A 25,394-nucleotide genomic window follows, 5' to 3' on the forward strand; every position below is an offset into this window, starting at 1 on the left:
CTTACTCTGTCCCTTGGCCTTCATTTCCTTGAAAAGGACCAAGTTCTTGTTCCACATAAATGCTCACTTGTCCAGCAAAATGCTCCAGTATATCCGGCAAAGTCTCGCTCAGTGGATGCAGTGCTGTCCGCTGCCAGCTGTAATAATCCTGGACAAGCGGTTTGCGCAAAGTGACAAGCTGACGCAATGTTTCATATGTGGAGTCATCAAACACTTTTTCTTCATAGTTAATTTGAATGATATCATCATAACTGCTTGCATCTCTCATAATGAAACCGTCAATGAGATAACTCCCCACATCGGTTACAATTTCGATCGCAAGATGCAGGCAGCGCTCCTGTACCATCCCTAACACCAGACCGCCATCCCAGTCCTGCACAGCCCGGCGAAGCCCTTCGGCCACCTCTGGTACGGCGTCAAGCCGGCGAGCGATCTGCTCCCTGTTCACGTAATACATTGATTCACTTCCCGTTCAGTGAGTTATCGATTTCGTTTGCCTCTGCGCTTAAGCCAGAAGATCATGACAGGGCAGGCGATCAGAAACACGACAAAAATATATAAAAATTCCATAACGTCTCTTAAATCGCTCATGAAGACTCCCCTTCAATCTCTAATAAAATGTGTAACGGATCAGATCACATAATCAACCGCAATGGATTGTTCTCTGACTTCATTCATATACTTGATGACATCCTGATGGAGCGGATGAACTTGATACGCCTGAAGATCCTCCAGTGAAGCAAACTCCGCCGTCAGTGAAATGTCGAAAGATCTGTCCGAACGCAGCACATCGATACCTACCTCAAGCGAAATCAGAACATCGATTTTGCCTTCCAGATTACGAAGAACCTGGGCAGCGGCCTCAATGCTTTCTGCGGAACGATCTTTCATTTTGAACAGAACAATATGCTTAATCATCTGGGCTAACACCTCGTTTAGATTAATAACTGCAGTCAATTACAATGTTTCGTGTATCCAAAATATATCATATCGCCGTCTATTACGAAAGGATGGTTGTATGCGTTTCCTGAACAGGAATAGATAAAGAAGGTATTCGGCTAATCTTTCTTTGTTTCAGGCAGCGGATCGGGCGTCTTTTTTTCCTTGGCCATGCTCTCCCCTTCATCCTGCCCCGTCTGCACATCTTCTGCCTGTGGAATCGTGCTGGCAGCTGTCTGCTGAGGCTTGGTCCATTCCCGGTCAGGCAGACTGCCCTGTTCCTCCTGTTTCTTAAGCACCGCTATTGCCTGTCTGAGTTTGTCGGGCAGCGGGAGCCCGATTTTGGCGTAATTCTCTGTGATGGAGATTAATTCATTCACCAGATAAAAGTAGATCGCCCCGCCTTTAATGATATCCGTTCCCATAATCAGATCAATTCGGTGAGCAAGCAGCACCACGGTCAGCATCAGCCCTTTACGCGCAAGCCCCCAGAAACCGATATTGCTGTTCAATCCCGTTCCCGTTCTAACAGCCGCCGCCAAACCCGTAACATAATCAACAGCCATAGCGATAGCAAGCAGACTTAGCAGCTGATCCCATCCGCCAAAAGCAAACGTCACAACTGCTCCCGAAATGGCAGTAAATGAACTCACCGCTGGACTCATGCTTCTCACCTCTCCCATATTTTTTAAAATTTGAACACCCTACAATATATGTGAGAATGAGAGATTGTGACAGGCCACCTGCCTTGCTGAACCTGCGGATTTATCATTTCAGATTTGTGCACGTTTCAGAATAAAATCCAATGGGGAAATTCACCAAAATCGGCTGAATTTCTAGACAGAAACAGCATGATACCAGCAAAAATCACACAAAAGTTCTAAAGACCTATAATTGGGTAATTAGAACCAAATAAATTGTGATTCCGTACAAATCATTCCATCATTTTTAGTGAATCATTGTAATCTAGGAATATACTAGGATGCGAATAGCGCGAGGTCTAGTTCATAGTTCCCTCTTTGATGTAGAATGACGCACAACCGGTTTTCAAACCAGTCATTGCGGCACTTGAAAGTACCCCTTTATTTATTGTAGTATTTGGTTAAAAAAATCGGAGGAAATATGCCTAATCAACCAGAACAACATTCCATCCAGGCGTGGTCTCTGATCAACCGTAAATATTTGGGAAAAGGTGTCCGTGTTAAACGGTTCCGTAAACCGACACGCTGTCAAATCCGCAATCGTGTTCTTCTTGCCGTGCTGATGGCCAACGATATTAAATTGTCTCAGCTCGCCGAAGACCTCTCGATCTCCTCACGCAGCGTAAGCGCGTGGGTGTACGAAGGGCGAATACCCGGCAGTACCAATCTGGACAAGACCTGCCAGCTGCTTGGCTACCCGCGGCACATTCTTTTCAATGAAGAGGTCGTGCGCAGCAGTCCGGTGATCTGTCAACCCGAGCCTTCCCGCTTTATGAAGCGGACGGTAACCCGCTCACCCGTGAGTAACCGTATTCTAACCGGCTTGTGTATGGTCCATGATTTGTCGGTGACAGATGTCAGCCACTGGATCGGGGTTCATCCCGGCACTTTCCGCAAATGGCTGCATCAGGGAACGCTGCCTTCTGCCGCGTTTCAGGAACAAGCGGAGCAATTTTTCCGCATTCCGAAGACGATTCTGTTCGCAGATGTCATTCTTAAAGATCGTCGGAATCCCTAACAAAGCGAACAGTCAAAAGGCTCTGCGCTCCTTAATCGGAGGCAGAGCCTATTTTAGTTTTAATGCTTTTTTATGAATAATTCACCTGCATTCTCGGCAAAATGAAAGAACAAAACGAGCGGAAGCTGACGTGTAACAATACCCACAGATGAAAAACCACTTAACCGCTCCATACCCTACTTTATAAGTGCAGGTGAAAAGATGAAATCCTCTACCCAATTGGGAGCTGCCCTCGGCTTTCTCGCGGGAACAACCTTCGGCAGCGGCATTGCTTTTTTACTTCGTTTCGAGCCGGTACCGTTAATGCTCTGCGTTACATTATGCGGTCTGACCGGCATGCTGACGGGTCTGCTGACCGTCACTGTACGGAATAGGCGCAGCCGCCTCCAAGAGCGCTAGGCACTGCTGTATGAGCTGGGAATCAGCTGCATGGGAAGTCCTCTTGTTCTGCTTGCATCCGTTGTTATGTTGAGAAAAGAAAAAGGTTTGTACGCCGTCTATTGGACGGTGTACAAACCTTTTTCTTTAGATGCGGTCGAGAGGACTCGAACCTCCACGGGGGGTTAGCCCACACGGACCTGAACCGTGCGCGTCTGCCAATTCCGCCACGACCGCGTATTATGTATCTTCTCATCCTGGATGAAAAGCACCTACGGTGAATCAATTCCTTGTTTTACCGTAATTCAGAGTATACATGTTTCTAATATATTATGCAACAGCTTTTTTCTGATGTTAACAGATACGTTATGTAAACCGATGCCGCTCTCGTTCAATTCAAACAGACAGAAGCAGACCCTTCTGTCCCTTGGGTCTGCCTCTGCGCTTTCTATTTTTCCACTGTCTGTATGACAACCGTTCGGTTACGGCCCTCTTCCTTGGCCAGATAAAGCGCATTATCCGCCAAATGAAACAACTCGGCTTCAGATCGGGCATGCATTGGAAACTCTGCAATACCTGCCGATAGGGTAACTGAACGCTCAACAGCAAGCACACTTTCCTCGACGGAAATCCGGATTCGCTCTGCCGCCTCATATGCCATCTTTGAATCGTAATCTCGAAGCAGCACGACAAACTCTTCCCCGCCAAAGCGGAAAGAGACATCTTCAGGCCGGACGGATATCTGGATCAGCTTGGCGATCTGTTTCAGGACCTCATCCCCCGTAGAATGACCATATGTATCATTAATTAACTTAAAGCGGTCAATATCGAGAACAACAATGGAAAAAGGAGTCTCATCCTGAATCCATTCCTGTATAACAGTCTCAAATGTTCTGCGGTTATTCAAGCCGGTTAACACGTCTGTTCTTGCATCATATACTAATTGATCTGTCTTGTTCCTGAAACTTGCCATTGCCCCGATCATTGTCCGTGTAAGCAGATCAGCTTCCCTGTTCCAGTGCGGTTTCACAATCGGCAGCTCTACTCTTCCTTTATCCACCTGCTGCACGAGATCAGCCAGAAACACAAAAGGCTGCACAAGCTTGCGGGCCACCCGCAGTACAATCAGGGTTAACAGGATGAACGGTACGGCAATGTACAGCAGAAGCAGACCAATCTGACGGTTCAACTGATCATACACCATTTGTGTCGGTGATACGACGACAACTCCCCAATCGGTTGCCGGAACCTTGTAATATCCTGCAAGCGTGCTTGTCCCTTCCAGATTGGTATACTTCTCTTGTCCTGTCTGGTTATTCATCAATTTCTGGACCACTATGTTTTTACTAATATTCTCGCCGATCCGGCTGACATTGGGGTGAAACAGCAGTGCTCCCTTATGGTCAACGATAAAAAAGTACGATCCATTACTGGTCTTCAGTTGACTTCCAAAGGACAAATCCAGTATATTATTCTCCTGCAAATAGATACTTCCGCTTATTAGACCTTTGTAGTCTCCCTTGTTATCAACAATCGGTTCACTCAGAAAAACGATTCTGCGATTCGTTCGCGGAGTCAGGTACGCATCCGATAAGTATGTAGATTTTGCTTTGATCGCCGCTTTGGCTGCTTCAGAGCTGACATGTTTACCGACGCTCACCTGGGAATACGGTGACCTCGATAGGACAAGCCCTGTCTTATCAGCCAGAACTACAGCATTGAAATAATCACTGCTGTTGTGGATCAAATCCAGTGTGGTATTCAGTTTGTCTTTGTCATTGTAATCGACATCTTTAAAATACGCAGCCCCGTACCTCAAGCTCCTCTGCATCGATTCAAAAAGGGAGTCCAGCGTTTGGCTCATCTGTACCGCATTTGCATAATTAAGCTTGAGCGAGTTGTTAATAAGAGCCTGTTTCTGGGTAGTATATGAGGTAATCACCATAATGGTCAGTGTCATCAGGACCGAAATCGTGACTAACCCTCCAAGTAATGCGGTAAGGCTAATTTTTTTAAATGTTCTGACTTTTCTGCGTAATCTGGATAACTTTTTATTTGCGATCATTTTGCTTCCCCCGGATTTTCATAAAAAGGCATATCCATATCATCATATATTAAAGTTGTTAAGAAACAATGAAGAGAACAAGATATCTTAACAATAATTTATAGGATTGACGAAATCATGACAAAATATCGTCTATGGAAATGCCTTGTTTATTTATCCCCCTCCCCACTCATCCTTCAATGATATAACCTTCCTCCAGAATCTGCTCTACAAAACCTGCCATATACCTCAGCTGAACATCAATGGGGCGCTGACTGCCCATCAAAATCCGGTTCTGGACTTCATTGGCCTCGGCTGGAAGCGCAAAAGCGCGTGTATTGGGAAATTCCCTGGCAAGGGTTGTATAGATAGCATTCACCAATGTATCCTTCCCTGAACGTCCAAACACATTAAGCAGCACCGCACCGCCTGCACGCAGTTTGTCTTTTACCATACGGAAGAAGGAAGCATTCGTAAACTGCTCCGGCGTTCCGGCTGCTGTGAATGCATCAATAATGATATAATCGTATACCCCCGCCTGCTCCCGTTCCAACAGTTCCCGACCATCACCAACCAGCACCGGTGAGCCCTGATATCCAAAGAAGTGCTGGCTGATATCCACAACCTCCGCATCCAGTTCCGCCACCTTGACTTGTCGATCTGACAGGTAAGAAGAAATCGTACCAATGCCCTGTCCCACCACAAATACTCGATTAAAATGCGGATCATTTCGTTCCATTAGATGCAGCATAGCTCGCGGATACTCCAGTACAATTCTGGAAGGCTGCTCCAGATCGATCGCCCCCTGAACCGCATCATCCGAGAACTGCAGCACACGGAAGTGTCCGATTTCCCCATAAAGTCTTTTGGTTTCGTAAACGGTCAACTCATGCTGTTCACTTTTATTCCGGTATAATACTTTCAATTTCCTGCTCCTTTCGGGTAAATCATCAGAACTGCGAATCAATGCTGCAGGCCAATAGCCTCGTGTAATGCCTGGACATAAGCAACGCCGAGATTCGACAGGGACGTGCTCTTATGACAGATCCATCCTACATTTATCGATTCTTCACATTCGAGCGGAACCGGAATAATCTCGTTGCCGTTCAGATCGGCGCTGAGTACACCTGTAGATATGGTATACCCGTTTAGACCAATCAGCAGATTAAACAGCGTTGCCCTGTCATTCACCTGAATGCTTTTCGGATGTGATAACGTACTCAGAATCTCTTCCGAAAAATGAAAGGAATTATACTCCCCCTGGTCAAAGGACAGATAAGGGTAATCTTGGAGCTGTTCGATAGCTACAGATTCCTGTTTGGCGAGCGGATTATTCACACTGATGAAGATATGTGGTTTGGCAGTAAACAAACTTGTAAATACAAGTCCAGCATCTTTCAACAGCTTGTTGATGACCTTGGCGTTGAACTCGTTCAAATAGAGAATGCCGATCTCACTGCGAAGGCTTTTCACATCTTGAATAATCTCATACGTTTTGGTTTCCCGAAGTGCAAGTTCATATTCATCATGGCCATACTGCTGAACAAGCCGCACAAAAGCATTCACTGCAAAAGCATAGTGCTGGGTTGATACCGAGAAATGCTGCGGAGACGGCTTTGCATTCAGATACCGATTTTCCAGTAATTCGGCCTGCTCTACGACCTGACGTGCATAGCTCAGAAACTCCACACCTTCCTTGGAGAGCGTGATGCCTTTGTTGGTACGTTCAAAAATGGTAATGCGCAGCTCCTGCTCCAAATCGCGGATTGCGTTGGACAAGCTCGGTTGGGAGATAAAAAGCCGTTTGGCTGCTTCATTCATCGATCCGTGTGTGGCAACCTCGATTACATATTTAAGCTGTTGTAATGTCATAACTCTGTCCCCTTTTTCCTCATCCATTGTACTTGAGACATCTCTTCCTTTTATCCAGAAAATGTGTTTTGTTTCTCTAATCCTGTCAGCTTGTTCTGTCCCGATAACTGACATCTTTCCGGAAACATACTGCGCTGCGCAAGTTTATCCTCAATAAAATCAACAACCTGCTGCAGCGAACGGATCTGCACCTGTACCTTTTTCTGATAATTGATCAGCATCTCCCGCTCTTCCGGGTAATCATTCAAATCCGACTCCAAAGACATCTGCAGAAATGGCTTCATCTCCTCCAGCGACATGCCCGTTTTCTTCAGGCAGGTGATCAGAAGCATCGTCTGGATATCCTGCTCGGAATAGATCCGGTGCTGGCTGGCTTTGCGCTCCGCCCGAGGCAGCAGTCCTATTTTCTCATAATAACGAATCGTATCTTTGGATAGTCCCGACCGTTCAGATGTTTCATGAATGGAGAACATGGTTTGTCCGCTCATCATTACGCCTCCCGATACATACTTCTCATTATCATACAACTTGGAGCTGGCTCCAAGTCAAGCCAAAAATCCAACCCTTGACTTGGAGTCGACTCCAAATTGTAGAATGGCCTCTCCTGCAGATCGATCGGCAATAACGATATGTTCTACTCATGCATAACCGATCGATTTTGACATGCATGAATATATTAGGAGGTCATGATGATGAACCATGTTAACCCGCTTCGTACTGCCGTAATTACAGGCTCCACTTCAGGAATCGGCCTGGAGCTTACAAGAAAGCTTCTAACAGACCAATGGCGGATTATCGGTCTTAATCGCTCGCCCTTTCCTGCAGATGATCCCGAAATCCAGACCGCATTAAACTCGGGGCAGCTAATATCCGTTCAGGCCCGTCTGACGAATTATGCCAGCCTCCGCACTGCACTTGAACAGATTCGAGCCCAGACAGATACCATTGATATTCTCTTCAACAATGCGGGAGGCAGCACACCCACTCTTCAATATTCGGATCAGGGACTGGAGCTGCACTTCGAGCTTCAAACCGTGGTGCCTTATATTATTTACCGGGAGCTTTACGATCTGCTCCGCCATGGGGGGATGAAAACCGTAGTAAACACCTCGACAACCTCTTTTCGTATGATGAGGGCGTTTGACCTTGGCATCTTGGAGCGGCCTGTCTCATTTAGAAAGCTATTTGGTCCATACGCAGCATCCAAGCTCGCCCTCTCATTATGGACTCGCGAGGCTGCTTCCACTACTGCGGCAGATGGGATTCGGCTTCTTAGTGCAGATCCGGGTGGAAACAATACGCTAAAAAGCAGCAAGGCTTCTGGTCTGCCCTTCTATATCAGACCTGTGATGAAATTATTCTTTGCTCATCCAAGTCGCGGCGCATCACTGCTCCATGACGCAGCACTTGGGACAGTAAGGCATGAATCTGGTGTATTTCTTGTTAAAAACAAGGAAGCTTCTCTTCCATTCATGGAACAGGGTGCTTCTGTGCTTCAACGGGTGCATGAAATCTATGAGCAGAAGTATTTAGGTACTCAAGATGATCTATAAAAAGGCTGTAAATCCCGATCATTAGAATCGTAATTCCGGTTCCAGACTTGACCCTAATCGGTCAGGTCTGTTGGTCTTTGTCCTTCATATTTTCCAAGCCTGCGCTCATAGGAGTTAAACATAAGAAAAAAGCCGTGTCACATGGACGCAGCGAAAATCGGAAGGAGACATAACAGGATGAGTAAACCAAAACAACCCAGTGGTCAGCCATTCATTATACCACAGCCTATTCGCAGTGACGGCGCAGGCGGTCCGGATTACGGACCAAGAGATGTAATGAGAGACAAGCAAAATCCCGACATGCTTGTACCGCCCAAGACAGATAACGGACTGCTGCCCAACCTGAGAATGTCTTTCTCGGATACACATATGCAGCTCAATCATGGCGGCTGGTCACGTGAGATTACGGTGCGTGATCTGCCCATCGCCACTACGCTTGCAGGAGTCAACATGAGTCTTACTCCGGGCGGTGTCCGTGAACTGCACTGGCATCAGCAATCCGAATGGGCCTATATGATCTGGGGAACGGCCAGAATCACTGCAGTAGATCAGAATGGGAGAAATTTCATCGCCGATGTTGGCCCGGGCGATCTCTGGTTTTTCCCCAAAGGTCTGCCTCATTCGATCCAAGGTTTGGAGAACGGGTGTGAATTTTTGTTGGTATTTGATGACGGCAGCTTCTCGGATCTGAACACCCTATCGATCTCTGATTGGTTTGCTCACACACCGCCTGAAGTATTATCCATGAATTTCGGTGTGCCAGAATCAGCCTTTCAGTCCATGCCGAAGGAACAGGTATATATTTTTCAAGATAACGTACCTGGTTCACTTGAGAGTCAGGAGATTCAATCTCCCTACGGAACGGTTCCACTTCCTTTTTCCTATCGTTTATTAGCACAGGAGCCCTTAATTACACCTGGGGGGAGTGTGCGCATCGTAGATTCCACCAACTTTCCCATCTCCACAACTGTCGCAGCAGCCCTCGTCGAGATCAAACCCGGAGCAATGCGTGAACTTCACTGGCATCCGAATGCCGATGAATGGCAGTACTATTTGACAGGGGAAGGCAGAATGACCGTCTTTGGTGGCAATGGCAGCGCACGTACCTTCGATTATCGGGCTGGAGATGTCGGGTATGTTCCTATAGCCATGGGGCACTATATACAAAATACCGGTGAGAACACGTTATGGTTTTTGGAAATCTTCCGAAGTGATCGTTTTGAGGACGTCTCACTCAATCAGTGGATGGCTTTAACGCCCCGTGACCTCGTGCGAGACAATCTGAATGCACCACCGGAACTGCTGGATGCACTGCGTAAAGTGAAATGGCCTGTCGTATAAAATAGTATAAACCTATATCATCCACTCCGAATTGGGGTAAAGGTGAGAGAACCCACAATAACGAAGGAGGAATATGAAGATGAAAGCCGTAACGTTCCAGGGCATCAAGGATATTCAAGTGAAACAGGTCGAGGATCCGGCACTGCAGCAGAAGGATGATATTATCGTTCGTATTACTTCAACCGCAATCTGTGGATCGGATTTGCATATTTATCAGGGAGCGCTGCCTGCCGCCAAAGACTATGTCATCGGTCATGAACCGATGGGCATTGTGGAAGAGGTTGGACCTGAGGTTACACGGGTGAAAAAAGGAGACCGGGTCGTACTGCCTTTTAATATTGCCTGCGGGCAGTGCTTCTATTGTAATCATGATATGGAGAGCCAGTGTGACCATTCCAATAGAAATCCTGATATTCACACTGGAGGCTATTTTGGTTTCACCGAGCGATACGGTGGCCACCCCGGCGGACAGGCCGAACTGCTGCGTGTGCCTTACGGCAACTTCACCCCCTTTGTCATTCCGGAGTCCTGCGAGCTGCAGGATGAGGCACTGCTGTTTCTATCCGACGTACTGCCAACGGCATACTGGAGCGTCGAAAATGCTGGCGTGAAGCCAGGAGATACGGTCACTGTGCTTGGGAGCGGCCCGATTGGGCTGATGACGCAGAAGTTCGCCTGGATGAAGGGTGCCAAACGGGTGATCGCCGTTGATCGTCTGCCCTATCGACTGGAGAAGGCCAAGCGAATGAATGATGCAGAGGTCTTTAACTTTGAAGAGTACGACGATATGGGCGAGCACATCCGCGAGATGACCCAGGGTGGAACAGATATTGTCATTGACTGTGTAGGCATGGATGGCAAAAAAACGATGCTGGAAGAGATCGGCCAGAAGCTGAAACTACATGGCGGGGCGCTGAGTGCCATCGAAATCGGCATGAAAGCAGTACGCAAGTTTGGAACGATCCAGCTTACAGGGGTGTACGGCTCTTCCTACAATATGTTCCCTCTGGGAAATCTGTTTGAACGCAATATCAACATCAAAATGGGACAAGCTCCTGTTATTCATTACATGCCTGAACTGTTCCGCAAAATTACAGCAGGAGAATTTGACCCAACCGAAATTATTTCACACCGCTTATCCCTGGATAACGCAAGCGAAGCTTACCGAATCTTTAACGATCACGAAGATGAATGCACCAAGGTAATTTTAAAACCTTGATTCTTAAAGGCAGTCTTACCTTTGACAGGGTAGGCCTGCCTTTTTTGCACCGTTTGAGTACCTGAATATTGCCCCGTTTCCCCTTCAAAGCCAAAAAAAGCATCCCTCCAATCATTTTCGCTGGAGAGATGCTGCAGGCGGATTACCAAACCCGTGCTGATGTTATACGATCATTTGATAATCCAATTGTATATTTTATTATTTAACAAGCTCAGGTGACTTCTTCCACAATCCCAGAATGAGACCCGAGATCACAGAACCAATAACAACCGCGAGCAGGAACAGCAGGGTGTGGTTAGCCAGAAGTGCTACAAAGACCCCACCGTGCGGAGCTGGTACGTTGATATTCCAGAGCTGCGTAAGACCACCGGCTGCTGCAGAACCAATAATACAAGAAGTCAGTACACGAAGCGGATCAGCCGCTGCAAAAGGAATCGCACCTTCTGTGATGAACGACAGCCCCAGTACATAGTTAGTCAAACCGGATTTGCGTTCCTGCTCCGTGAATTTGGATTTAAAGAACGTTGTTGCAAGCGCAATTGCCAGAGGCGGTGCCATACCGCCTGCCATAACTGCCGCCATCCATGCTCCGTCTGTGTTGCCGCTGGATGTAAATACGCCAATCGCAAATGTATAGGCAGCTTTGTTGAACGGACCGCCCATATCGATGGCCATCATGCCGCCGAGCAGCACGCCGAGCAGTACTTTATTACCTGTTCCCAGATTGCCGAGTGCATCCACAAGCCATGTGTTCAGGGAACCGAAGATTGGATCGAAAATGTAATAACTGATTGTACCGACGATCAGCAGACCCAGTACCGGATAGAGCAGGATCGGTTTCAAACCGTCAATTGCTTTTGGCAGCCCCTTCAGTGCCTTACGCAGACCAATAACGACATAACCTGCGAGGAAACCGGCAGCGAGACCACCAAGGAAACCGGCATTAGAGCTTACAGCCATCAAACCACCGACCATACCCGGCATCAGGGCTGGACGATCACCGATACTCATCGCAATAAATCCGGCAAGTACTGGAATCAGGAAATGGAACGCACCTGTTCCTCCGCCAATGGTTTGCAGCAACTGTACAATCGGATTGTCAGGACTCGCAAGCTGTTCAATCAAGAAGGAGATGGCGAGCAGGATACCCCCACCAACAACGAATGGCAGCATATGTGAAATACCGTTCATCAAATCTTTGTAAATTTTACTTCCGACGCTTATTTTATGATCGCTGGTGCCTTCATGCTTCGCAATTCCACCTTGGCTGCGATAGATTGGGGCATCCCCGTTAACCGCCTTGCGGATCAGTTCTTCGGATTTGCGGATACCGTCACTTACCGGTCTTTGCAGCACAGGCTTGCCGTCAAAGCGGGCCATTTCGACATTTTTGTCTGCAGCAATGATAACCCCTTTAGCGCGAGCAATCTCGTCAGCTGTCAATACATTCTGTGCGCCTTCGGAACCGTTCGTTTCCACACGAATATTAATTCCCATTTCCTGTGCTTTTTTCTTGAGCGCATCCTCAGCCATAAATGTATGCGCAATACCTGTCGGACAGGCGGTAACAGCAACAACAAAATCTTCAGAATTGGCATTACCCACAAGGACACCTGCGCTGTTTTTCACGTTGTCAGCACCATTTGCAGCCGAAGATGCCTGCGCTTCTCTCTCCAGCTTTGCTTTTTCTTTGGCTGCTTCCTTGGCTGCAGCTTCCTCCTGCTTGGCGTCGAACAAGGCACTCACTTCTTGAGGCGTATTTGTGTTCATCAATTCAGCGATGAAATCGCTATCAACCAGCAGCCTTGAAAGAGCCGCAAGTGTGCGAAGATGTGTATTCCCGGCGCCTTCCGGAGCCGCAATCATGAAGAAAATATGAGCAGGCTGATCATCCAGCGCTTCAAAATCCAGACCTTTTTTGCTTTTGGCGAAGACAACCGTTGGTTCGTTTACCGCTTTCGTCTTCGCGTGAGGCATAGCAATCCCGCCGCCAATACCTGTGCTGGATTCCGCTTCTCTTTTGTAAATCATTTCTTTGAACAGCACCGGATCGTTGATGCGTCCACTCCGATTCAAACTTGCAATCAGTTCGTCGATCGCCTCATCTTTGGTCGTCGCTTGCAGATCCATAATCATCGTTTCCTGGATCATCAAGTCAGTGATTTTCATCTTGGAACACTCCCTTAAGTTCGGTCGGCCTGCGCAGCAGGCCTCATATAAATTCATATCAGTACGGATGCTGTTAAACTTATCCAAAAGAAGACAGGCATGCCGTTTTTAAAGTGTTGTAATTGTAACCTGATCACGCAATGCTTCAATAAGCTCTCGTGCGGCAAGGTCATCCGAGAAGGCGGTTGCGCTGCCCGATGCTACTCCGGTGCGGAATGCTTCCAGCAGGTCTCCGTGCAGTACATACGTGCCTACAAACCCGCCAATCATCGAATCGCCAGCACCAACTGAATTTTTCACCTTGCCTTTAGGTACGGTTGCATGATAGACATTAGTCTTCGTGATAAACAATGCTCCTTCTCCAGCCATGGAGATCAATACATGTTTGGCACCTGCTTCAAGCAGTTTACGTCCGTAGGACACCAATTCCTCACGTGTCTCAATGGTTACGCCAAACAATTCGGCTAGTTCATGATGGTTTGGTTTGACCAACAGCGGCTTGTGAACGAGTGCTTCCATTAGTGCAGACCCTGTGGTATCAATGACGAACTCGGCTTCCGTCTGCTTGCAGACTTGAATGAGACGATCATAGAAATCTGAACCAAGTGACGGTGGAACACTGCCAGATAGAATGACAATATCTCCTTTTTGCAAAGAAGACAGTTTAAGCAGCAGCTGTTCTGCCTCATCCGCACGGATTGCCGGCCCCAGGCCGTTAATTTCGGTTTCGTCCCCATGCTTGAGCTTGATGTTAATGCGGGTATCGTCTGCAATGGTGACAAAATCGGTCTGGATCGCATCTTCCTGCAGCTTGTCGTTAATAAAACGTCCGGTGAATCCACCCAAAAATCCGATAGCCGTATTGGCCGCTCCAAGTTGATTCAAAATCCGGGAAACGTTAATGCCTTTACCTCCAGGCAGTTTCAAGTCCCGGTTCATGCGGTTTAATCCGCCCAGTTTCAGATCGTCCACTTCTACGATGTAATCGATGGACGGGTTGAGTGTTATCGTATATATCATCGCTATCCCTCAATTATTTTAGTTTTCCGGGTGACTACCGCTCGCCAATGTTCTGGCATTCGCTCCGTAATCAGATCTGCCTCCTCCAAATCAAACAATTTGGCAAAAGTAATATCCCCGATTTTGCTGGAATCAGCCAGCACATAGGATTTCCCCGACAATTGATGTGCACGCCTCTTAATCAAGGCTTCCTCCGGATCAGGCGTTGTATACCCCATCTCGGGGTCCACACCGTTACTTCCGAGAAAACATTTATCAAATCGAAAATTGTCCATGTTCTGCAGCGCAATGCTGCCAATGACTGCTTTGGTATGAATTTTCATCATGCCGCCTAATAAATAACTGCGAATTCGCTTGCTTACAAGCGCCTCGACATGGGAGAGTCCATTGGTGACCACCGTTACATCTTTAGCTTCGATAAAAGGGATCATGGCCAGTGTTGTCGTGCCGGCATCTAGGTAAATACATTCACCATTCTGAATTTCCTGTGCGGCCAACCGGGCGATAACGGTTTTCTGTTGAATGTTTTTGAACGTTTTTTCTTCCATACCTGGCTCTAACGTTTTTTCATTCACCAGTGAAGCGCCACCATGGATACGTTTGAGCATCTGACGGCTTTCCAGATCAATCAAATCTCTTCTAATCGTGGATTCAGAAACTCCGAGCACATCAACAAGCTCCTGCAGTTTCACAATTCCCTGTAAATGTAAGCGCTCTACAATTGCAGCATATCGTTCTTCAGTCAGCATATTCATTCCTCCAACTGCTTCTATAGTATCATAAATCCCGTAAAAAACAATCATTTTCATTCAAAATAATTTAAAAACCTTCAAATTCTTTCACTTCTCGTCTAAATTTCTTGTCCAAATGTCCCGATCACCCGTTTCTCTACACGCAACTGATAATCTAGTTCCTATTGTGGAGAGGTGAATCTTCTATGTCAGTCCTGACGAACAAAAGGCGGAAACCGTGTGAGCCCTATCGATCGAAGACAAGGGCAGTTCAACGTTACGGCTGGATTTCATCCAACTGGAGTGGTTACGTAAAGAGAAAATCCCGTCAAGCCTACCGGCGAATTTCCGCAGAGTGGACTGTTCCTTATGTTTTTCCTAGCTCGCGCACCTCATATTCATCTGCATGGATAGGTATTGACGGTTTTACAAACAACGATCTTATTCAAACAGGCACAGCTCATGATTGGATTCAGGGCAGACCCGTATATTATGCCTGGTGGGAAATCCTGCCGGATACAGAAACGATCATTCATCAACCGGTAAATGCCGGTGACTGCATGCGCGGTATCATTACCAAAATAACCCGCCACACCTGGTGCATCCACCTGAGCAATCTCACCAAAGGCTGGACTTTTCGCACCGTTCAGCGTTATTCAGGTCCTCAATCCTCCGCCGAATGGATTGTTGAAGCTCCTTCCATTGGCGGTTCCCCTGCCCTGATACCTAGACTCAGTCCGATTTCTTTTCGAATGTGCCGTCTTAATGGCCGCCCTCCGGCCTTCAGCACCAAAGATAAAGGCATTATGGTCCAGAACCAGCGTGTCTTGTCAGTTCCCTGGCCTCCCAATTCGTGCAGAGACGGGTTTGTTGTGCGGCGTGTTCGCTAAGTCTTGTTTGGATCATATAACTGAAAAATCCTGCAGCCGCCGACGTTTCTGACGCCGGTGCTGCAGGATTTTGGCCATGCCGGGACGGCGTCCTGCTGTAGTAACTCAGTGCTTCCTACGATAATAGCCCGATGCTTTCTTTTATAGTGACTCAGGCCTCAATTATCTAAGCTCTGTATTCCCGATATCTGGTTTAGGTTTGAGCCATCTACCTTCTTCGTTAATAAAGGCTCCCTTGAACCTTCCCATCTCCAGCTGTTCAATCAGCTTTTCTTCATCCGTTGTCAAAATCTCAGCTAACTGTTCAACGGTATAATAATCCGCCAGATTGTAATCAAGCAGAATAGGCACAGCAGTATCGTATAATTCGCGGATCATATTCTCGAAAGAATGGCGTCCCAGATTCGTCATCTTCTGATAAACCTGCAGCGGCTGGGAAACTAAAGTACGAAACGATTTGTCCTCCAGATTCATCCACAATGTGCTGCATGCCTGAACACTCATATAATTCTGGTCTACATCGTAAAACTGCATTTCCTCAATCTTCATGTATTTCTCTTGAAAAGCCACAATTTTAATTAAGGGCACATCACGTAATCGTGATGCTTTTTTCAGGTGGGCCCTGAACTGCTCATAATTCATCTCTTTATTTTGTTTCGCCTGCTCCATTTATAGATCCCTGCCTTTAACATGTTCCAAACGACATCTTACAACAAATCCTCATAGAACGAAAGAAGCATTGGTAAAAAACAAAGACGCACAGCATAATCTGCTGCACGAAGGACAATACCATGATTATATTTTTTCGCGTTTCGACCAAGCGGCCGTGAACTCTGGTTCATTGTACTCATAGAACTCGCGCAGGATTTGCTCCCGGTCGTCGAGGAACAGTTGATCGGCTATTCCTGTGACCAGCTTGGGTACAGCCCCTTTAGTTCCCGATATGGCCGAGGCAGATAAACCGCAGCTTGCCAGCGCTGAATAATTAAATACGAATAGTCCATGCAGCAGCGCCTTTCCCTGCTCGCTTTTACTAGTCATAGCAAATCCGGGACTTAAATACGGATGTGCATCAATCTGTTCGTTTCGGAGTTCGGGCGGCGCTTCATAACAATCCTTCCAGCGGGCAATATGCTCTTCCACAAGTCGAAGTTCAGGACGGAGCGCAGGATCACTGACCAGACCTGTACTAATGATCAGAAAATCAAATGTATACACACCATGTGCGGTTCGTATCTTCGCAGCCTGACCCGCGGCTTCTGCACCAAGCCATGGAGAGTTCAGGTGAAGCTCAAATCCCGGCCAGGAGGCCGCGCGGTTAAACGTGTCATTGGTTGGCGGCTGATTGAATTGAAAAAAGTGGGAAATCACCTGATACTTATCCGCAGCAGGCAGTGCATGAAACCGCTCGATCATGCCAGACTGTTCCATCTGGCGAATCGGATTCACCTGCGGCAGCTGTGCACGCCGCACAAAAACGTGAGCCTCGGCCACTCCCGAGGCAAACGCGTGATTTGCATTGTCAAAAGCCGACGCCCCGCCGCCGAGCACAGCAACCTTTTTCCCTTTTAACCGTTCAAAATCAATCTCTTCCGACGTATGTGCATACAGCTGTCGCGGCAGATGATCAGCGATGAGCGATGGAATATGCCACCGCCCGCCTCCTTGAATGCCAGTTGCAAGCACCACTTTCCGAGCAAGGATGACGTTCCCGCGATGCCCCTTCCCGGTTACATGCAGTCGATAAATTCCATCTTGGGCAGGTTCGATCAGGTCTAACTTCACTTCATTTCGTACAGGCAGACCCAACACTTCACGATACCAACGCAAATAGTTCATCCAGTCCCCGCGCGGTATTTTGTCCATTTCCTTCCATCCCTCTATTCCTGCCTGAGCCTCCCACCACGAACGAAACGTCAGTGAGGGAACCCCCAGGTCAATGGAAGTCAGATGTTTCGGTGTCCGCAGCGTAACCATACGCGCATACGTGTCCCACGGTCCTTCTTGTCCAGCAGCATTTTCGTCAATGATGAGAATATTGGAGATCCGTTCACGAAGAAGCCCGAATGCAGCCCCAAGCCCGCTCTGTCCTCCGCCTGCAATAACGACATCATACACATGTCCTTCTGCATGCTCTCTTGCACGAACCCAGTTGGCACCGCCAAAACATAAATACGCCAAATCATGCTTTACACGTTCATTTAATGCTTCGAGGCCCATACTTCATCAACCCTTTCATGATCTATCCAGAAAACAGGCTTCGGTGCATCGTGCATTGAGCATCCGGGTGTTCTTCTGCAGTACCCGAATCGAATTAGCGCTATTATATGAGTTCAGAGCAGGCATTGGAAGCAGGCGTACACTTTATTGTTACGCATGCTAAAAAACATAAATGTACTTGTTCATTTACACGAAAGTGAAGTGAACATAGTCGATAATTCAGCACGATCTAATGTACATAGAAGAAACAAATGTGCTGAACCACTGATCTGTACTATTTCAGCAGCATACGCAGTCGCTCTGCTGTATCCAGCTTTGGACAACTGCTGCAGTAACCATGGGCAGCGCTGTCCCCCTTACCAACCTGATAAGCTAAACAGCAGTACGGACGAATTAGAAACGTCGGTCCCTGCCACTCCGGATGTTCAAAACACTGGAGCCGAGCAGCAAAAGAATTTTCTTTCGTCGGAGCCAGCCATACGCCTGCATCATGGTGTATGAGAGCTAATCGCTCATCCGTTTTCCATATGGCTTGATCTCCGGTCATTCGTAAAATCAGCTGCTGCACATTATGGGCGACCAATGCATTCATTACCCTGATGTTTGCACCCGTGGCCGCAGCAGCAGATTGGAAAATCCGGATCAAATGCTGCTGCAAACGGTCTCGAATCCAACGGATCTCTGTGCTGCGCTGCACTAAAAAATGACCAGATGAGCCCATGTCCCCCCCACTCTTCAGTTCCAAACCCGGATGCAGCCTTCTCTCCACGCGGGTCTCATAGCGCATACCGCCTGTGCCGTTTAATTCAAATCGGATGACATCCTCTCCGGTGTTCAGGAGAGTATCATACAGACTGCAGGCCGAAATTACAGCCATTACCCAGACGGAATATCGTTTGGCGAAAAGGGTGCCTACAGCGATACTTCCGGCCCCTCCAAGCTCCAGTCCTTGTTGTCTCGCTTGTTCACTCAAGATCAGGTCTCTCTTCTCCTCGTGCAGCAGATCACTTACACTGAAAGCATATTCCGAAGCTTCATCTGCTTCTATAATGCTCGTTACGAAAAAAGATTCCAGTACGGCCAGCATCTCTGAACGCTCTTTCCCTGAATAATGAGTCATCTATTGAATCATACCTTTAATTTCACGGATGATTTCGGTTCGTCCGATGGCTCCCCATCCTTTAAACAGCCAGAAGGAATCTGTCTGATAAACCTGATTTGTCCGAACTGCCGGGACATTTTTCCAAAGGGAGCTATCATGCATTTTGCTTAAATAATCCTGGGCGTTGGGGTCCACTTCAAGCACAATAAAATCCGCATCAATATCGGATATTTTTTCCATAGACAAATCTTCACGTTGTTCCGCAGGTGTCACGGCAGCAGGTACAAAGCCAAGATCATGATATAAAAGTGTATTGGTTGGATGGCCTTTTTCGGCATAAATCTGCAGATTCTTCTCCCTCACTCGCAGGTAAGCCAGTTTTTTCTGATTCAGCTGTTCCATTTTTGCTTTGAGTTGATCTGCCTGCTTCTCTACTTCGGCAATCTTTTCCTTAGCCAGCTCTACCTTGTTATACATCCCGGCAATGGTCAGTAAATCCCGAGTCCAATATGTCGTACCGTCTTCATACTCCATCCAATCTGTACCCAATACAATAGTCGGGGCGATTTTCTCCAACTGGTCATATGAATTTTCGGCTGTTCGACTCTCAATAACGATGACATCCGGATCAATCTGAACAATCGCTTCTAGGTTAGGACTATCTGCCGAGCCTACCGTTGGAACACCCTGCAGCTGATCTGCAAGATAAGGCAGGTAATCTCCGCCATAACGAACCTCTACATTAACACCTGCAGGTTTCTCCCCGATGGTAAGCATATGATCGATATAAGCGGCAGATAACACAACCATTCGCTCAATTTTTTGCGGCAAAACCGCAGTCCCTTTTAGATGCTTTACCGTCTGCACTTCTTTTTCTTCTACTGCGGTGTTTTGTTTCACAGAGGTGCCATTTGCTGATTCTGTCGTAGTCCTGCCGCATGCCGCCAGAACAAGCATGAACAGGAACAACAGGACCATATAAGCTGTTTTCTTTCTTATCATTTATCGTCATTCTCCTTTTCACTTAATAATAATAATCATTATCATTATGGTAGAAAAAAAGGAACGAGCTTTCCATGGATCATTTCACTCTCTTTCCTTGTAAAATATCAACGTACACGAACGCCAAGTTGATCTGCTGCATAACGCATCGCCATTAAACGCCCGGTTGGGCCTAACGTTCTAAAGAAAATATCTCCTGCATTATAAATATGCCCTTCCTGCACAGCCTTAGATGACAACCACCCTGCTGAATGCTGCAGTCGCTCGAATTGAATGCGTGCTTCTTCCGTCGGGTCCACCATAATAAAAACATGATCCACATTGAACAGCTGTACGTTGTCGTTGTTCATCTCTACCGCCCACTGCTCTTTCGGGTAATGCTCAGGCATCTGAAATCCCAAATCTTCATACAGCAGTGCACCAGTCTGGTTATGGAGACCGTACATTCGGCAAAACCCGGAGGACACCCGGATAAACATGGCCGTCTGCTTCCCCCATTTGGATTGAATGCCTGCTTGAAGAATCCGGCTTAATTCCGCATGCTGTTCAATCCAGCGGACAGCGTGTTCACTGCGGCCCATGATGTCAGCCATATACAGCAGACTGTCTCCAACTTGGTTGCTGTGTTTAAGAACAGCTGTTGGAGCAATATGATGCATCCATTCATTCGGCTGCATCCGGTCACTCGTTATGATCAGATCTGGCTGCAATCTCTTCAGCTTGTCATAGTTTTGACCGAAACTGTCCAGAATAAGGACTTGCGAATAATCGGCTGCGCCTGCAGTCATACGGATAGGATGAGCCACTCTCTGAACATAAGATAAAGCAGATACAGGCTTTAACCCCAGTGTTGCAACAACATCATCCAGCCCATAGTACAGAGCTGCAATACGGCTGACTTTATTCTTCATATACAATGTAGGAGCAACACCTTCATTTTTCTTAAACACCCTGCTGAAGTAGTGCTCGTCCCTGTACCCAACCTGCTCCGCAATTCTCTTGATTTTGTCTGTAGAAAACAAAAGCTGTTTGGCCTTCGCCATCCGCTGCTGCAAAATATAATCCATCGGTGTCATTTCGAATTGTCGTTTGAACGTTCTTATAAAGTGATTCACACTAAGTCCCGCCAGGCGGGCCATCTCTTCGATTCGAATTTCCTTCATATAATGCTGTGTCATATAATCCACTGCCAAATCTATGCCAGCTTGAGGTTTGGAAGCCTGTCTCACACAGGTCAGCAAGCGAATCAGCAGCTGATGTAAAAGATACTTCCTGTCCAGATTGCCGGATTCCGCTGCAGCATAATTTTTATAGAAGAATCGATCCATCATTTCCCGAAGTTCACGAGTATTCGAAGAAAATTGGAGCCTGCCTGTAACAGGAAAATCAAAACCTTTCGCCTGCCAAACATTACGTATTCGAACAAGCTCCACACCGGAAAATAAAATGATCTGATATCGAAGAGGGCCGTCCATATTCACCTGTAATTCCACATGCATGCCTGGGCTCAGCATAAACCAATCGTCAGGGGACAGCGTATGCATAACGTTATCGATGGTTAAAGTCCCTGTACCACGCATTACTCGACATAGGGCGAATCTTTTCCATACCCTGTATTGGACTTCCCCTGAAATGCCATCGTAATCGCAGATGTGCACAGAAGAAAGGTACAGCTGTTCCAGTCTTTTAATCCATTCATTACTTCTTCCCATAGTAACTCCCTTTCCTTAGCCGTAAGCCCTAATTCTCACCAATATAACAACTGCCTTGTACAGTTAATGGGATTCTGATGCATTTTTGATTTTTATTATAGATTAAATGATAATAATTCTCAATTAAATACTAACCGAGTTAAATCCCCCCTCTACGGATAACCTATAATAATAAGCACTTCATCAAAATTACTTCGTGATCAGGACATGCAAAAAAAAGATTTGTTACTTTCTGTCATCCTGTTGCATTATCATAAACAGCATGTTATATTAATTGAGCCATCAATGATTGAGGCATCAAATATTGATCCATCAACGATTGAGAGCAGCCACAAAATCATGAGGCAATGGCATTGTATACTGGCAACTTTAATTATTTGTTAACATACGCCGTTGTTGATTCAGATTCACCCGGGAGGTCTAGTCATGACACGTATGGTTTCCAAAGAAGAGCAGATCATCAATCTGCTGAACATGCTGGGGAACAGAATCAGTCCCAAGTTTGAACGCTGTACCGGGATCAGTTCCTCTCGCTTTGAGATTCTGCATGAGCTGGATCAGGTTGACGAGATCAATCAGTCCATGCTTCAGAAAATCATTAATATCGACAGTGCTGCAATTACCCGCCACCTGAAACAGCTTGAAGCTGACCAGATGGTTACGAGACGCAAAAATCCCGAGGATAATCGGGTGACCTTTGTTCGTCTGACGGATCATGGGCGGAAACAGATCGAAGGATATAAAGCGGAGAAAACGAATTATATCCATCAGATTCTGGACGGTTTCAGTGAAGATGAGATTCATGCGCTCGCCGATTTCTTGGAACGTATGCAAAACAATTTTTAAACCATATATAGAGGAGAGATTTCCATGACTACAACACAAAGCAAATTCCAAAAAACAAATGATTTTAACGAAATTACTTACGGTCGTCGTTCGGTTAAATTGTATGATGCTGATGTAAAAATCAGTCGTGAAGAAATGACTGAAATTCTGGCAGAAGCTTCCCGCGCTCCATCTTCTGTGAATATGCAGCCTTGGCGTTTCCTGGTTGTAGATACACCTGAAGGCAAAGAAAAGCTCGCACCTCTTGCACGCTTCAACCAAAATCAAGTGCTGACTTCTGCCGCGGTGATTGGTGTATTCATCGACATGAACAATGGCGAGTACCTGGAAGAAATTTTTGGTAAAGCAGTCGAGCATGGATTTATGCCTAAAGAAGTTGCAGAGCAGCAGGTAAAAGTGGTTAAACCTTATTACGACAATATGCCTGCTTCCGATCTGCGTGATGTCAACCTGATTGACGCTGGACTGGTATCCATGCAGTTAATGCTTGCTGCTCGTGCTCACGGGTATGATACCAACCCGATTGGCGGTTACGAAAAAGCTCAAATCGCTGAAACGTTCGGTATGGACAAAGATCGTTATCAACCCGTTATGCTGATCTCGATCGGTAAATCCGCTAAAGAAGGACACCCGTCATACCGTCTGCCGGTTGATACCATTACTACTTGGGCTTAAGTATAAAAGGTTAGGTTATACCGTTATAAATATCAGACATCACATGTGTCATTTTCACACCCACTACTTACAAACACGGAGGTTTTCACTATGATTATCATTCATGCTCATCTGCAAGTACAAGCCGCTCAAGAAGAAGCTTTTTTGGCTGCTGCCAAAGAATTGATTGCAGCTACACGTGAGGAAGAAGGCAACATCAGCTATGATCTCGTGAAAAGCACAGAACGTGAGCAAAGCTACACGATGATCGAGCTGTGGAAAGACGAAGCAGCAACGGCTGCTCACAACTCAAGTGCTCATTTCCAAGCGTTTGTTCAACAGGCTGCAGCATTCATGGCTGCTCCGATGAACGTTGAAGTTTTCGCTGGAGAAGCTGTTAAACAATAACAGCAGCAAGGATTCAATATCCAAAAAGAGCCGTTCGGGGATCATCTCAAGATGATTCTCGAACTTTTTTTCGTTTCCCTTGGTCAGATTGAAAGTGGTACAATGGTGAGGCTGCATACATAATACGTTTGGAGGTATACGCTGATGAATATGAAAAAAGGATTGTTTTCAGGTTTCCTGGCTCTCGCCTTAACTTCCTCTCTTCTCGTCTCCACTAATGTAAGCGCAAACAATTATGCCGAAAGTCGCTCTCCTCTCTCCTATTCCCTCGTAACTAAAGGTTATGATTGGGGCCCGGGAGTGTACAAGATCATTTTAGACACAGGCACAGCCATTCAAGGAGATACCCTTAACAAAGACTCGTTTAAAGTTCTTGCTGAACGAAGTTATCCTGCGATTCATATGCAAACGCAGCAAAAGTATAGTGGATCAGACAGCAGCAGCAGGACCATTGAAGATGCTTACCTCTCAGACAAAGATGGCCATAGAAGTTCCAAGCCCACGGGTCAGTATATTACGCTCGAGATGAGAGTGCATCCTGATTTGGTCACAGCGAGCCCATTTACATTTGATCTTCAAACGTTCACCAACCGTTATGCAGACCTGCAGTATACTATTATTCAGCAAAAATCACTTCAGGATCATACAGGCAGCAGCGTTGACCATTTAACTACACGACCAGACACGCCGCATACCGTTATCGAACAAGGTGTAGATATGCTTGATACATCTGGTAAATTCAGCTACAAGGACCCCAAGTTTGGTCAGATCCATCTGACCTATGCCTCTTATTTGCCCGAAACCAGCAAGAAAAAACCGCTGATCATCTGGCTGCATGGTGCCGGTGAAGGGGGAACCGATCCAAGGATTGCCCTGCTGGGTAATAAAGTAACGGCCTTGGCCGATAAATCCATTCAGAACTATTTCGGTGATGCTGCTGTATTGGTTCCGCAGACACCAACATTCTGGATGAACGACGGAACCGGACAGTATACCAAAGACGGAAAAAGTATGTATACCCAGTCTTTAACCGCATTGATCAAACAGTATGTAAAGCAGTATTCATCTGATATTGATACGGACCGCATTTACATCGGAGGCTGCTCTAATGGCGGATTTATGACCCTGAACATGCTGCTCGCGAATCCGGATTATTTCGCAGCCGCATATCCTTCCGCAGAAGCATACGAGGATTCCTTGTTATCCAAACAGGATATCGCCAAGCTGAAGAATATCCCCATCTGGTTCACAGCTGCAGGGGCTGATCAGACGGTAGATACCTCCAGAACTTCAACAGCTACCTACAAACGATTGATTGCGGCAGGAGCCAAAAATGTTCATTATTCCTATTTCGATAAGGTGTTGGATATGAGCGGTCTATATACCAAAGGGAACGGTGATCATGCTCCATACGAATACAATGGGCACTGGTCCTGGATTCCGGTTCTAAATAATGACATTTCCAAAGACTTCAACGGTAAACCTGTGAAAATCAAGGGGAAAGCCGTAACGCTTATGGAGTGGCTCGCGAACCAAAAGAAATAATTTATAGGGAGAGTCAGTCCGGGAGCCGCA

General features: G+C 46.7%; 24 protein-coding genes, 1 tRNA gene and 1 pseudogene. 10 read left to right on the plus strand and 16 right to left on the minus strand.

The genetic code is table 11. The annotated features are described in order from the left end of the window. Position 1: 1 nt before the first annotated feature. The 3 genes and pseudogenes from ABXS70_RS16275 to ABXS70_RS16285 all read right to left on the minus strand — a co-directional run. Positions 2-457 (minus strand): HepT-like ribonuclease domain-containing protein, encoded by a 456-nt coding sequence (locus tag ABXS70_RS16275; RefSeq protein WP_342555266.1) that lies wholly within the window; start codon positions 455-457, stop codon positions 2-4. A 173-nt stretch (positions 458-630) separates the two neighbouring features. After that, positions 631-918, minus strand: coding sequence for a Dabb family protein (locus ABXS70_RS16280; protein WP_342555265.1), 288 nt, complete (start codon positions 916-918; stop codon positions 631-633). A gap of 302 nt (positions 919-1,220) precedes the next feature. Further along, positions 1,221-1,622: pseudogene (locus ABXS70_RS16285) on the minus strand (phage holin family protein); the annotation flags it as partial. Between the two features lie 439 nt (positions 1,623-2,061). Between ABXS70_RS16285 and ABXS70_RS16290 the strand changes: the two are divergent. Continuing rightward, positions 2,062-2,658 carry a helix-turn-helix transcriptional regulator gene (locus tag ABXS70_RS16290; protein WP_342555264.1) on the plus strand — a complete coding sequence of 199 codons (597 nt, stop codon included), beginning with the start codon at positions 2,062-2,064 and terminating at the stop codon, positions 2,656-2,658. A gap of 201 nt (positions 2,659-2,859) precedes the next feature. Then, complete coding sequence (locus ABXS70_RS16295; RefSeq protein WP_342555263.1) at positions 2,860-3,057, plus strand: hypothetical protein; 198 nt, start codon at positions 2,860-2,862, stop codon at positions 3,055-3,057. Positions 3,058-3,188: 131 nt separating this feature from the next. Here the strand turns inward: ABXS70_RS16295 and ABXS70_RS16300 are convergent. From ABXS70_RS16300 to ABXS70_RS16320, 5 genes are all read right to left on the minus strand, one after another. Continuing rightward, positions 3,189-3,273 (minus strand) — tRNA-Leu (locus ABXS70_RS16300). A gap of 211 nt (positions 3,274-3,484) precedes the next feature. Then, entirely contained in the window at positions 3,485-5,101 is a 1,617-nt protein-coding gene (locus ABXS70_RS16305; RefSeq protein WP_342555262.1) for a diguanylate cyclase, read from the minus strand. Positions 5,102-5,270: 169 nt separating this feature from the next. After that, positions 5,271-6,005, minus strand: coding sequence for a fused MFS/spermidine synthase (locus ABXS70_RS16310; protein ID WP_342555261.1), 735 nt, complete (start codon positions 6,003-6,005; stop codon positions 5,271-5,273). Positions 6,006-6,043: 38 nt separating this feature from the next. After that, on the minus strand, positions 6,044-6,952 hold the full coding sequence (locus ABXS70_RS16315) for a LysR family transcriptional regulator (RefSeq protein ID WP_342555260.1): 909 nt from the start codon (positions 6,950-6,952) through the stop codon (positions 6,044-6,046). A 50-nt stretch (positions 6,953-7,002) separates the two neighbouring features. Next, positions 7,003-7,443: a MerR family transcriptional regulator gene (locus ABXS70_RS16320; RefSeq protein ID WP_342555259.1), complete on the minus strand. Its 441-nt coding sequence runs from the start codon at positions 7,441-7,443 to the stop codon at positions 7,003-7,005. 195 nt (positions 7,444-7,638) lie between these two features. Between ABXS70_RS16320 and ABXS70_RS16325 the strand changes: the two genes are divergently transcribed. From ABXS70_RS16325 to ABXS70_RS16335, 3 genes are all read left to right on the plus strand, one after another. Continuing rightward, a complete protein-coding gene (locus ABXS70_RS16325; protein WP_366289175.1) occupies positions 7,639-8,505 on the plus strand; it encodes an SDR family NAD(P)-dependent oxidoreductase in 867 nt (288 codons plus the stop codon). A 177-nt stretch (positions 8,506-8,682) separates the two neighbouring features. Beyond that, entirely contained in the window at positions 8,683-9,846 is a 1,164-nt protein-coding gene (locus ABXS70_RS16330; RefSeq protein ID WP_342555257.1) for an oxalate decarboxylase family bicupin, read from the plus strand. A 79-nt stretch (positions 9,847-9,925) separates the two neighbouring features. Beyond that, a complete protein-coding gene (locus ABXS70_RS16335; protein WP_342555256.1) occupies positions 9,926-11,065 on the plus strand; it encodes a zinc-dependent alcohol dehydrogenase in 1,140 nt (379 codons plus the stop codon). A 198-nt stretch (positions 11,066-11,263) separates the two neighbouring features. Here ABXS70_RS16335 and ABXS70_RS16340 read toward each other — a convergent pair whose 3' ends face one another. The 3 genes from ABXS70_RS16340 to ABXS70_RS16350 form a co-directional block, all read right to left on the minus strand. After that, positions 11,264-13,234: a fructose-specific PTS transporter subunit EIIC gene (locus ABXS70_RS16340; protein WP_342555255.1), complete on the minus strand. Its 1,971-nt coding sequence runs from the start codon at positions 13,232-13,234 to the stop codon at positions 11,264-11,266. A 108-nt stretch (positions 13,235-13,342) separates the two neighbouring features. Then, the gene (pfkB, locus tag ABXS70_RS16345; protein WP_342555254.1) at positions 13,343-14,254 is read right to left on the minus strand and encodes a 1-phosphofructokinase; all 912 of its coding nucleotides are present in this window, start codon (positions 14,252-14,254) and stop codon (positions 13,343-13,345) included. Positions 14,255-14,256: 2 nt separating this feature from the next. Continuing rightward, complete coding sequence (locus ABXS70_RS16350; protein ID WP_342555253.1) at positions 14,257-15,003, minus strand: DeoR/GlpR family DNA-binding transcription regulator; 747 nt, start codon at positions 15,001-15,003, stop codon at positions 14,257-14,259. 188 nt (positions 15,004-15,191) lie between these two features. Between ABXS70_RS16350 and ABXS70_RS16355 the strand changes: the two genes are divergently transcribed. Beyond that, complete coding sequence (locus ABXS70_RS16355) at positions 15,192-15,875, plus strand: G1 family glutamic endopeptidase (protein WP_366289182.1); 684 nt, start codon at positions 15,192-15,194, stop codon at positions 15,873-15,875. A gap of 162 nt (positions 15,876-16,037) precedes the next feature. Here the strand turns inward: ABXS70_RS16355 and ABXS70_RS16360 are convergent, their stop codons facing one another. The 5 genes from ABXS70_RS16360 to ABXS70_RS16380 form a co-directional block, all read right to left on the minus strand. After that, positions 16,038-16,544: a hypothetical protein gene (locus tag ABXS70_RS16360; protein ID WP_366289185.1), complete on the minus strand. Its 507-nt coding sequence runs from the start codon at positions 16,542-16,544 to the stop codon at positions 16,038-16,040. A 126-nt stretch (positions 16,545-16,670) separates the two neighbouring features. Continuing rightward, entirely contained in the window at positions 16,671-18,095 is a 1,425-nt protein-coding gene (locus ABXS70_RS16365) for an NAD(P)/FAD-dependent oxidoreductase (protein WP_366289188.1), read from the minus strand. Between the two features lie 274 nt (positions 18,096-18,369). Beyond that, a complete protein-coding gene (locus ABXS70_RS16370; RefSeq protein WP_366289191.1) occupies positions 18,370-19,215 on the minus strand; it encodes a hypothetical protein in 846 nt (281 codons plus the stop codon). Then, positions 19,216-20,199, minus strand: coding sequence for an ABC transporter substrate-binding protein (locus ABXS70_RS16375; RefSeq protein WP_342555248.1), 984 nt, complete (start codon positions 20,197-20,199; stop codon positions 19,216-19,218). It lies immediately after the preceding gene. 107 nt (positions 20,200-20,306) lie between these two features. Further along, positions 20,307-21,911 (minus strand): AraC family transcriptional regulator, encoded by a 1,605-nt coding sequence (locus ABXS70_RS16380; protein ID WP_342555247.1) that lies wholly within the window; start codon positions 21,909-21,911, stop codon positions 20,307-20,309. 426 nt (positions 21,912-22,337) lie between these two features. On the opposite strand from ABXS70_RS16380, the gene ABXS70_RS16385 reads away from it, so the two are divergent. The 4 genes from ABXS70_RS16385 to ABXS70_RS16400 all read left to right on the plus strand — a co-directional run bounded on the left by ABXS70_RS16385 (position 22,338) and on the right by ABXS70_RS16400 (position 25,364). Further along, positions 22,338-22,757, plus strand: a complete 420-nt coding sequence (locus tag ABXS70_RS16385; protein WP_342555246.1) for a MarR family transcriptional regulator — start codon at positions 22,338-22,340, stop codon at positions 22,755-22,757. A gap of 24 nt (positions 22,758-22,781) precedes the next feature. Then, complete coding sequence (locus ABXS70_RS16390; RefSeq protein WP_342555245.1) at positions 22,782-23,432, plus strand: nitroreductase family protein; 651 nt, start codon at positions 22,782-22,784, stop codon at positions 23,430-23,432. 90 nt (positions 23,433-23,522) lie between these two features. Further along, positions 23,523-23,819 (plus strand): putative quinol monooxygenase, encoded by a 297-nt coding sequence (locus ABXS70_RS16395; protein ID WP_366289196.1) that lies wholly within the window; start codon positions 23,523-23,525, stop codon positions 23,817-23,819. A gap of 144 nt (positions 23,820-23,963) precedes the next feature. Continuing rightward, positions 23,964-25,364, plus strand: a complete 1,401-nt coding sequence (locus ABXS70_RS16400) for a prolyl oligopeptidase family serine peptidase (protein ID WP_366289199.1) — start codon at positions 23,964-23,966, stop codon at positions 25,362-25,364. Positions 25,365-25,394: the final 30 nt, after the last annotated feature.

Source organism: Paenibacillus sp. AN1007 (genome assembly GCF_040702995.1).
GTDB lineage: Bacteria > Bacillota > Bacilli > Paenibacillales > Paenibacillaceae > Paenibacillus.

Coding starts and splice junctions, on each gene's coding strand:
- ABXS70_RS16275 (WP_342555266.1), bottom strand. CDS start 457: ATGTATTACGTGAACAGGGAGCAGATCGCTCGCCGGCTTGACGCCGTA.
- ABXS70_RS16280 (WP_342555265.1), bottom strand. CDS start 918: ATGATTAAGCATATTGTTCTGTTCAAAATGAAAGATCGTTCCGCAGAA.
- ABXS70_RS16290 (WP_342555264.1), top strand. CDS start 2,062: ATGCCTAATCAACCAGAACAACATTCCATCCAGGCGTGGTCTCTGATC.
- ABXS70_RS16295 (WP_342555263.1), top strand. CDS start 2,860: ATGAAATCCTCTACCCAATTGGGAGCTGCCCTCGGCTTTCTCGCGGGA.
- ABXS70_RS16305 (WP_342555262.1), bottom strand. CDS start 5,101: ATGATCGCAAATAAAAAGTTATCCAGATTACGCAGAAAAGTCAGAACA.
- ABXS70_RS16315 (WP_342555260.1), bottom strand. CDS start 6,952: ATGACATTACAACAGCTTAAATATGTAATCGAGGTTGCCACACACGGA.
- ABXS70_RS16320 (WP_342555259.1), bottom strand. CDS start 7,443: ATGATGAGCGGACAAACCATGTTCTCCATTCATGAAACATCTGAACGG.
- ABXS70_RS16325 (WP_366289175.1), top strand. CDS start 7,639: ATGATGATGAACCATGTTAACCCGCTTCGTACTGCCGTAATTACAGGC.
- ABXS70_RS16330 (WP_342555257.1), top strand. CDS start 8,683: ATGAGTAAACCAAAACAACCCAGTGGTCAGCCATTCATTATACCACAG.
- ABXS70_RS16335 (WP_342555256.1), top strand. CDS start 9,926: ATGAAAGCCGTAACGTTCCAGGGCATCAAGGATATTCAAGTGAAACAG.
- ABXS70_RS16340 (WP_342555255.1), bottom strand. CDS start 13,234: ATGAAAATCACTGACTTGATGATCCAGGAAACGATGATTATGGATCTG.
- pfkB (WP_342555254.1), bottom strand. CDS start 14,254: ATGATATATACGATAACACTCAACCCGTCCATCGATTACATCGTAGAA.
- ABXS70_RS16350 (WP_342555253.1), bottom strand. CDS start 15,003: ATGCTGACTGAAGAACGATATGCTGCAATTGTAGAGCGCTTACATTTA.
- ABXS70_RS16355 (WP_366289182.1), top strand. CDS start 15,192: ATGTCAGTCCTGACGAACAAAAGGCGGAAACCGTGTGAGCCCTATCGA.
- ABXS70_RS16360 (WP_366289185.1), bottom strand. CDS start 16,544: ATGGAGCAGGCGAAACAAAATAAAGAGATGAATTATGAGCAGTTCAGG.
- ABXS70_RS16365 (WP_366289188.1), bottom strand. CDS start 18,095: ATGGGCCTCGAAGCATTAAATGAACGTGTAAAGCATGATTTGGCGTAT.
- ABXS70_RS16370 (WP_366289191.1), bottom strand. CDS start 19,215: ATGACTCATTATTCAGGGAAAGAGCGTTCAGAGATGCTGGCCGTACTG.
- ABXS70_RS16375 (WP_342555248.1), bottom strand. CDS start 20,199: ATGATAAGAAAGAAAACAGCTTATATGGTCCTGTTGTTCCTGTTCATG.
- ABXS70_RS16380 (WP_342555247.1), bottom strand. CDS start 21,911: ATGGGAAGAAGTAATGAATGGATTAAAAGACTGGAACAGCTGTACCTT.
- ABXS70_RS16385 (WP_342555246.1), top strand. CDS start 22,338: ATGACACGTATGGTTTCCAAAGAAGAGCAGATCATCAATCTGCTGAAC.
- ABXS70_RS16390 (WP_342555245.1), top strand. CDS start 22,782: ATGACTACAACACAAAGCAAATTCCAAAAAACAAATGATTTTAACGAA.
- ABXS70_RS16395 (WP_366289196.1), top strand. CDS start 23,523: ATGATTATCATTCATGCTCATCTGCAAGTACAAGCCGCTCAAGAAGAA.
- ABXS70_RS16400 (WP_366289199.1), top strand. CDS start 23,964: ATGAATATGAAAAAAGGATTGTTTTCAGGTTTCCTGGCTCTCGCCTTA.